The organism is Streptomyces sp. SID9727, from assembly GCF_010550605.1.
Lineage (GTDB): Bacteria > Actinomycetota > Actinomycetes > Streptomycetales > Streptomycetaceae > Streptomyces.
On record NZ_JAAGNI010000339.1, the window covers coordinates 1 to 8,057 of the forward strand.

General features: G+C 74.8%; 9 protein-coding genes. All 9 read right to left on the minus strand.

What is annotated here, in order from left to right:
- The coding region (locus tag G3I41_RS23005) for an anti-sigma regulatory factor (protein ID WP_164402292.1) at positions 1-641 on the minus strand (641 nt) is incomplete at its 3' end.
- Positions 629-1,054, minus strand: coding sequence for an anti-sigma regulatory factor (locus G3I41_RS23010; protein WP_164402293.1), 426 nt, complete (start codon positions 1,052-1,054; stop codon positions 629-631). The genes G3I41_RS23010 and G3I41_RS23005, both read right to left, overlap by 13 nt.
- The gene (locus G3I41_RS23015) at positions 1,051-1,428 is read right to left on the minus strand and encodes an STAS domain-containing protein (RefSeq protein WP_164402294.1); all 378 of its coding nucleotides are present in this window, start codon (positions 1,426-1,428) and stop codon (positions 1,051-1,053) included. Before G3I41_RS23015 ends, G3I41_RS23010 begins: the two co-directional genes overlap by 4 nt.
- Positions 1,425-2,270 carry an STAS domain-containing protein gene (locus tag G3I41_RS23020; protein ID WP_164402295.1) on the minus strand — a complete coding sequence of 282 codons (846 nt, stop codon included), beginning with the start codon at positions 2,268-2,270 and terminating at the stop codon, positions 1,425-1,427. The genes G3I41_RS23015 and G3I41_RS23020 overlap by 4 nt, the downstream gene beginning before the upstream one ends.
- A gap of 335 nt (positions 2,271-2,605) precedes the next feature.
- Entirely contained in the window at positions 2,606-3,745 is a 1,140-nt protein-coding gene (gene alc / locus G3I41_RS23025) for an allantoicase (protein WP_164402296.1), read from the minus strand.
- A 59-nt stretch (positions 3,746-3,804) separates the two neighbouring features.
- Positions 3,805-4,743, minus strand: a complete 939-nt coding sequence (locus G3I41_RS23030; RefSeq protein ID WP_164402297.1) for a LysR family transcriptional regulator — start codon at positions 4,741-4,743, stop codon at positions 3,805-3,807.
- A gap of 127 nt (positions 4,744-4,870) precedes the next feature.
- Positions 4,871-5,101, minus strand: a complete 231-nt coding sequence (locus G3I41_RS23035; protein ID WP_026171913.1) for a hypothetical protein — start codon at positions 5,099-5,101, stop codon at positions 4,871-4,873.
- A 62-nt stretch (positions 5,102-5,163) separates the two neighbouring features.
- Entirely contained in the window at positions 5,164-7,338 is a 2,175-nt protein-coding gene (gene malQ, locus G3I41_RS23040) for a 4-alpha-glucanotransferase (RefSeq protein WP_164402298.1), read from the minus strand.
- Positions 7,339-7,605 (minus strand): hypothetical protein, encoded by a 267-nt coding sequence (locus tag G3I41_RS23045; protein WP_164402299.1) that lies wholly within the window; start codon positions 7,603-7,605, stop codon positions 7,339-7,341.
- Positions 7,606-8,057: the final 452 nt, after the last annotated feature.

Genomic DNA, 8,057 nt, shown 5'->3' on the forward strand with positions numbered 1-8,057 from the left:
TGCGTCGCCCCCGGCTGCCGGTACCCGGTGAGCTGCGCCCAGCCGAGGCGCTCGTCCCGGGCCGGGCGCGGAGGCGCGGAGGCCGGTTCCGCGGGGTGGGCGCCGGGGACGCGGCGGGCTGCCCAGGCGTCGCCGCACACCTCTTCGCCGGTGATCGTCCTGGTCAGGCCCTCGACCACGGGGCGGCCCAGGGCGGCCATCCGGCCCGCCGCCTCGCGCTGCCAGAAGCGGGCGGTCAGCACGGTGCCCCGGCCGGGCAGCGAGTGCAGGTCGAAGGAGTCGGCGAGGCGGACGATGGTGCCGAGGCCGATGCCGAGGGTGCCGGCGGTCGAGGTGCCGTCGGAGAGGGCGTGCGCGATGTCCGCCATGCCGGGGCCCTCGTCCAGAGTGACGAATTCGAGGCCCGCGTCGCTGGGCGTGCGTACGGCGCGCAGCAGGAAGGACCCCTCCACGGCGTGCCTGCGCAGGTTGGTGGCCGCCTCGCTGACCGCGAGGGCGACCTCGGCGCACCGCTGCTCGTCGAGGCCGATGCGGCGGCCGAGCGCCAAGGCGGCGACCCGGGCCGCCGCGGGCAGCGCTTCCTGGTCCCGGAGCCAGACGACGTCCTCGGCGTCCAGGACGGGAAGCGTCAGCGCGCCCATTTGGTCACCGACACCTGGGTTCCGCTGCCCTGCTCGGTGTCCAGGACGAAGTCGTCGACCAGCCGGCGCGCCCCGCTCAGCCCGAGGCCGAGCCCGCCGCCGGACGTCCAGCCGTCGGTCAGCGCCTGTTCGACGTCGGGGATGCCGGGCCCGGAGTCCTCGAAGACCGCCGTGACGCCGGCCTTGCCGTCCCGGCGCACCAGGCCCGCGCGCATGACCCCGCCGCCGCCGTACACCAGGGTGTTGCGGGCCAGTTCGCTCGCGGCGGTGACGAGCTTGGTCTGGTCGACCAGGGAGAGCTTGCAGCGCTGGGCGAGGGTGCGCACCAGCTGCCGGGCCCGGACCACGTCGTCGTTGCTGGCGATCGGCACGGTCTCGTGATCGGCGTCGGGGACGAGCGGAGAGGTATTCATCGCCCGGCCGGACTGGCGTCGCCGCGCCGGGCCAGGATCTCCAGTCCCTTTTCCAGCGTCAGGGCCGTGCGCACGCCGCCGAGGGAGAGCCCCAGTTCCACCAGGGTGATGGCGACGGCGGGCCGCATGCCGACGACGACGGTCTGCGCGTCGAGCAGGCGGGAGATGGAGGCCGTGGTCGCCAGCATGCGGCCGACGAAGGAGTCGACGATCTCCACGGCGGTGATGTCGATGACCACCCCGGTGGCGCCGGATTCGACGATCCGCGAAGCGAGGTCGTCCTGCAGTTCCAGGACGACCTGGTCCTCCAGCTCGACCTGGATGGAGACGAGGAGGACGTCTCCGATCTTCAGTACGGGTACGCGCTCGCTCACGCCGCGCCGCCGGACAGCGTGGCTTCCGCACCGGTCCGGCGCAGCGCGTGCTTGAGGGCGTCGGCCAGCGACGACTTGGTGACGATGTCGCCGAACTGGATGCCGAGCGCGACGATCGTCTGGGCGATCTGGGGACTGATGCCGGAGATGATGCAGTCGGCGCCCATCAGCCGGGCGGCGACCACCGTCTTGAGCAGGTGCTGGGCCACCTCGGTGTCCACGGCGGGAACACCGGTGATGTCGATGATGGCCTGGTCGGAGCCGGTGTCGACGAGCGCCTGGAGCAGCTTCTCCATCACCACCTGGGTGCGGGCCGAGTCGAGGGTGCCGACCAGCGGCACGGCGACCACACCGTCCCACAGCTTCACGACGGGCGTGGACAGCTCCATCAGCTGCTCGGCCTGTGCGCTGATGACCTCTTCGCGGGTCTTCGCGTAGACCTCGAGGGTGAAGAGCCCGAGGGCGTCGATCAGCCTGCTGAGCTGGAGGTAGGAGTGGATGTCCTCGGCCGGCGTCTCGGCGGTGGGCGCGAGGACGTCCTTGGCGGCCAGGACGCTGGTGGCGGTCTCGGTCGGGGTGAATCCCTGGCGGGCCCGGGCCCGGGACAGCTCCGCGAGCAGCGCGCGCAGCTCCGCGTAGGCGTCGCCCTGCCAGTCGAGACCGTCTCCGCGCAGGCCCTGGACCAGTGCCGTGTACAGCTCGCGCAGCTCCCGGTCGAGTTCGGCGAGCGATATGCGGCCGCGCAGGGTGCGGGCGACTGCCTCCACCCAGGCTCCGCCGAGCGATTCCTGCTGCTGCGAGAGCAGCTCGGCCAGCCTGGCCGATACATCCTGTTTCGTCACCGGGGTGGCTCCCTCTGCCTCAGGCCCTTGACTGCGGTCACCCGCAGCGTATGCCATCACTCGAACGCTCCTGCTACCGCACGGGAACGGCGGACGGCGCCGCCCCAGAAGACGTTGCGGACCGGATGAAGGGGGCCGGGGAGACGTATGGACGCGGGCACGAACACCCCTCTGCCCGTTCACCGGCCCTTCACACCCGGCAATTCTTCCGGGGCCGGCCACGACGGGAGGGGTACGGGCGCGTGTCCGGCGGGCGACGGCCGGAGGGGGCACATGGAAACCGCCCGGCGGACGGGCGCTGAAGCGCAGCCGTCCGCCGGGCGGGAGCGGGGGTGTTACGAAGCGGATGCCTTGTAGCGGGCGGTCAGCTCGGCGGCACCGGTCTCCGTCAGGGAGCCGTGCAGGCGCATGCGGGCGACGCCGCCGTCGGGGAAGGCGTCGAGGCGTACGTGGGTGACCACGGCCTCCGCCGGCAGCGGGAAGCGGTGCGGGGTGTCGGGCTGGAGGCGGGTGCGCGGGATCATCTCGAACCACTCGCCGCTCTCGCCGTCCCGGCCGTGCAGGGCGATCCAGCCGGCCGCGTTGCCCTTGAGGTAGGCGGTGTCGATCTCGACCGCGCGGACGGCGCCCTGGGCTGGCAGCCGGAAGCGGACCCAGTCGTTGGTGTCGCGGACCCGGCGGCGGCGGTTCTCCCAGCCGTCGTCCATCTTGCGGGAGGTGCCCGGCAGGATGATCTGGGTCGGCGAGGAGTAGAACCGGTCCGAGGCGTCCTCGTAACTGCCGCCGTTCAGGACCGAGAGCAGGTCGAAGGTGCCGAGCGTGGCCAGCCAGGACGGGTCGGGGACCACCTCGCCGTGCACGCGGAGCCGGGCGATGCCGCCGTCGGGGTGCTGGCAGAGGCGGATGTGGGTCCAGCGGCGTCCGCCGGTGATCTCGAAGCCGTTGGCGGCGTGGCCGCGCACGGGGGTCGGGGGGACGATCTCCTCCCACTTCACGTCGTCGGCGAGCAGTTCCTCCGGGCCGGGCGCGCCCTCGACGCAGGCGGCCTGGACGGAGACGCGCTGCGGGTAGTTGCCGCGGAAGTGTGCGGTGTCCACGACGATGCCGCGGATGACGCCGGGGGCGCCGAGCCGGATCAGCGCCCAGTCGTGCTCGTCGGGGGCCGGGAAGGGGTGCTCGGCGTCCGCGCCGCGCCGGCGGCGGGTCTCCCAGCCGTCCATGATCTTGCCCTTGTGGCCGAAGTGCTCGGGGTCGAAGACCGCGCGCTCCCGGAGGAGCAGGTTCTCGCGCTGGGCGAAGAACTCGTCGTTGGCTGCGATCACGCCCGCGCCGAGCCGCCGGTCGGCGAGGTCCACGAGGTCGGTGAAGGGGAGGTCGGCGGTGCGGTAGTCGGCGTAGGGGTCACCACCGCCGTACGGGGCCGCGTCGTTGGCGTGGGGGTCGTCGTGCCGGATCTCGTCCTGTTCGGTGGTCATGCGTTCACTGTCGTACGCCGGAAGCCGGTAGGTCCATCGAAAGTTTCCGCACGGATTGTTCAGCCGAGCTGAACGGTCGCGCCGTCCCCGTACGGTTCCGCCGTCTCGCGCAGCGCCGCGAGGACTCGGGCCACCGCCGGGGCCTCCTCTCCCCCGCGCCGGACGGCGGCCACGACGTGGCGGCGGGGCCGGTCCGCGTCGAGGACCCGCATCACCACGCCCTCCCGGCCGTGCCGTTCCGCCGAGGCCATGCGCGGGACCAGGGCGATCCCGAGGCCGGCGGCGACCATCGCGAGGATCGCCGTCCAGCCGGACGCGCTGTGCGCCCGCTCGGGTACGAAGCCCGCCGCCCGGCACGCCGAGACGGTGATCTCCGACCAGGGGCCCGAGCCGCCATAGATCCAGGGCTCGGCGGACAGGTCGGCCAGGCGCAGCCCGGGCGCGTCCGCGAGGCGGTGGCCGGCCGGCAGGGCCACGTCGAGCGGGTCGGCGAGCAGCGGCAGGACGGTGAACCGCGGGTCGCGGGCCGTCGGGGCGTCGGCGGCCAGCGACAGCGCGAGGTCGACCTCGGCGGCGGCGAGCAGTTCGTACGCCTGGGCGGCCTCCGCCTCGCGCACCCGGACGTCGGGGCCGGGGCGGGCGTCGGCGCGCAGCCGCTGCACGGCCGGGACGACGAGGGCGGGCACGGCGGTGGCGAACGCGGCGACCCGGACCTCGCCCGCCTCGCCGCGCAGATAGCCGGTCAGCTCGGCGTCGGCGCGCTCCAGTTGGGCGAAGACCGCCTCGGCGTGGCGCAGGACGAGATGGGCGGCGTCGGTGAGGCGGACGCGCCGGCCCTGGGCCTCCAGAAGCGGTACGCCGAGCTGCCGGGCCAGGTTGGAGAGCTGCTGCGAGACCGCCGAGGGGGTCATCAGCAGGGCGTCGGCGGTCGCCGTGACCGTGCCCCGGTCGCGCAGGGTGCGCAGGATGCGGAGCTTCTTGACGTCCCACTCGGTCATGGGCGCAACCTACCGCCGCGCCCGGGCCCGGACACGCGTGTGCGCCGCGCGGTGATGGTCACCGTGCGGCGCACCCGTGGCGTGCGGGGCGGGACCGGGGCGTCGCCCCGGTCGCCGGGCAGGTGGGTCAGACCTGCTTCTTGGACTTGTCGAGCACCATGACCAGGCCCGCGATGACCCCGAACAGGACGAGGGGCGCCAGGACGAACAGGCCGAGCGTGTCGATCACGCTCAGGCCGGTACCCGGGTCGTCGCCGTCGTCGCGGGTGAGCGCGAGCGCGGGGGACGACATCAGCAGCATCATCAGCGTCGTTCCGGCGGCGACGGCGCCGGCGCGCATAGCGTTCTTCTTGTCCACGGTGCAAACGTAGCGAACGCCCGCGCGGGCCGCGCGCCCGGGGGTGCCGTACGGGGTCCCGTTCACGGCACGCGGGCCTCCCCGGCCTCCCGCGGGTCGCGCAGGACGTCCATCAGGCGGTGCAGCCGGGGCGAGGCGGCCAGTTGCTCCAGCGTGACCGGGACGCCCTCCGCGCCGGCGATCGGCAGCCGCCAGTTGGGGTACTCGTCCCAGGTGCCCGGGAGGTTCTGCGGGCGGCGGTCGCCGACGGTGTCGGGCAGCCAGATCCCGGTCATCCGGGCGGGCGTGCGCAGCAGGAAGCGGTGGACGGCCCGGACGGCCGCCTCCTCGTCGGCGCCGCCCTCTGCGAGCACACCGCCCTCGGGGAGCATCCCGAGCCGTGTGAGCAGGGCCAGCCACTCGGCGGTCTCCGCGCCGTCCTCCCTCAGCTCCTCGTCCAGGGGGCGGGTGAGCAGGCCGAGGCGGTGGCGCAGCGTCACATGGTCGCCGGTCAGCCGGGCCGCGGTGGAGGGCAGGTCGTGGGTGGTCGCGGTGGCCAGGCAGTCCCGGCGCCACCGCTCGGGGGCCAGGGGGCGCCCGTCGCCCGCCCAGTCGCGCTCGAACCAGAGCACCGAGGTGCCGAGGACGCCGCGCCGGGCCAGCGCCTCGCGGACGCCTGGCTCCACCGTCCCCAGGTCCTCGCCGACGACGACGGTGCCGGCCCGGTGCGCCTCCAGGACGAGGACGGCGAGCATCGCCTCCGCGTCGTGCGCGACGTAGGTGCCCTCGGTGGGCGGGCGGCCCTCGGGCACCCACCAGAGCCGGAACAGGCCCATCACGTGGTCGATGCGCAGGGCGCCCGCGTGGGCGAGGGCGCCGCGCAGGAGGCCGCGGTACGGGGCGTAGCCGGAGGCGGCGAGGGCGTCGGGGCGCCAGGGCGGCAGCCCCCAGTCCTGGCCGCGCGCGTTGAACGCGTCCGGGGGCGCGCCGACGGACATGCCGTGGGCGAAGGCGTCCTGCTGGGCCCAGGTGTCGGCGCCGCCGGGGTGCACACCGACCGCGAGGTCGTGGACGACGCCGACGGCCATCCCGGCTTCCCGGGCGGCCCGTTGGGCGTCGGCGAGCTGGGTGTCGGTCAGCCAGGCGAGCCGGCAGTGGTGGTCGACCCGGTCCAGCAGCTCGGCGCGGGCGCGGGCGGTGGTGTCGGAGCGGGGGTCGCGCAGCGCTTCCGGCCAGCCGTGCCAGTCGGGGCCGTGCGCCTCGGCGAGGGCGCACCACAGCGCGTGGTCCTCCAGGGCACGCCCCTGGGCGGCGAGGAAGTCGCAGTACTCGGCGTGCCGCCCGGGGGTGAGGGGGACCGCGAGGATCAGGTCGAGCGCCTGCCGCTTGAGGGCCCACACGGCGTCCCGGTCGATGAGGGCGCCCTTGTCCAGGACGGCTTCCCGCAGCTCGGCGCCCTTGCGGCGCAGCGTGTCGAGCGCGGCCGGGTCGGGCACGTGCCCGTACTCCGGGACGGACTCGACGCGCAGGTGCACCGGGTCGGGGAAGCGCCGGGACGACGGGCGGTAGGGCGAGGGGTCGGTGGGGTCGCCGGGCACCGCCGCGTGCAGCGGGTTGACCTGGACGAAGCCGGCGCCGAGCCGGCGGCCGGACCAGGAGGCGAGGTCGGCGAGGTCACCGAGGTCGCCCATGCCCCAGGAGCGGGCGGAGAGCAGGGAGTAGAGCTGGACGAGGAAGCCGTGGGTACGGGCGGGCGGCTGCGGGGCCCGGGCCGGGGCGACGACGAGCGTGCAGTCCTGGGGTTCGCGGTCCGGCGCGTGGGCGGTGAGCCGGTGCACGCCGAGCGGGGGCTCGGCCCACCAGCGGGGGGCGCTTCCCGGATCGGCCGGAGGTGTTCCCGCCGGGGCGGGCCCGGGGGGCTCCGGCTCCCCGGCGGGCACCCGCATCCTGGCCGGTTCCGCCCGCTCGTCGCTCTCCTCCAGCCGGACGGCCAGCTCCGTGCCGGGCGGCAGCCCGGTCAGCGCGGGCGGCAGCGGTTCGCCGGACCACACCACCAGCGTCTCCGGGAGGAGCCGGGTGCGGGCGGCCGACTCGGCGGCGGCGAGGGCGTCGCGTACCGCTTCGGGCGTCGTGGCGTCGACGCCGAGCGCGCCGAGCACGGCGGCGACCGTGGTCTCGGGGACGGGCTCGGTGACACCGGCGGACGGGGAGAAGGAGGTGGCGACGCCGTGCAGTGCGGCGAGCCGGGACAAGCCCATTCAGACTCCTGGGGACTCCGTGCCCCATGCGCAGCCGGACGCGGCCGGTTCGCTGGTCAGCGGGGCGAGGACGGCGAGCGGCGGCTCGCTGGTCAGGGGGGTGGCCTCGGCGAGCGGGGGCTCGCTGGTCAGGGGTATGGCGTCGGCGAGCGGCGGTTCGCTCGTGAGCGGGCCGGGCAGGGTGGCGGGGCAGGCGCTGATCAGCGGGGCGGGTCCGGATGCCTGTTTGGGGAGGGCGGAGAGCGGGCGCTGCGCGATGGCGGGCATGGTGGCCTCCTGGCCGTGGAGAACAGGACAGTGACGGCCTACCCAGCGGGCGCCGCCGCAGACGTAGGCGTGACAACAACGAGTTCAACGTGCTCCGGGTCACATTCCGTTCCCGCGGAGCCCGTTGCCCGCAAGACGTTCGCCTTTTTCGGCCATTCGGCGCTGTCTTTCGCGTAGAGCCCCGCCCCACGCGCCCCGTTCATCACACCGGTCACATCAGGGCATCTCCGTACCGAACACCTCGCGCATTGACACCCTCGCGCGCGGGGTGGTGGGCTCGGTACCCACTGGTAGGGCGAGGGGGGAGTCAGGCATGCGGCTCAGTGGGAGGACGCGGGCGACGGCCGTCGCCCTGGCCGTGCTCGGCGGGCTGCTCGCCGCCGGGGCCCCGCCCGCCCTCGCCGCTCCCCCGGACCCGGCGACCAGGTCGGCGACGGACCCGAGCCGCGCGG

Excerpts from the sequence above, each read along its gene's own strand:
- G3I41_RS23010 (WP_164402293.1), bottom strand. The coding sequence starts at position 1,054 with ATGAATACCTCTCCGCTCGTCCCCGACGCCGATCACGAGACCGTGCCG.
- alc (WP_164402296.1), bottom strand. The coding sequence starts at position 3,745 with ATGACCACCGAACAGGACGAGATCCGGCACGACGACCCCCACGCCAAC.
- G3I41_RS23030 (WP_164402297.1), bottom strand. The coding sequence starts at position 4,743 with ATGACCGAGTGGGACGTCAAGAAGCTCCGCATCCTGCGCACCCTGCGC.
- malQ (WP_164402298.1), bottom strand. The coding sequence starts at position 7,338 with ATGGGCTTGTCCCGGCTCGCCGCACTGCACGGCGTCGCCACCTCCTTC.
- G3I41_RS23045 (WP_164402299.1), bottom strand. The coding sequence starts at position 7,605 with ATGCCCGCCATCGCGCAGCGCCCGCTCTCCGCCCTCCCCAAACAGGCA.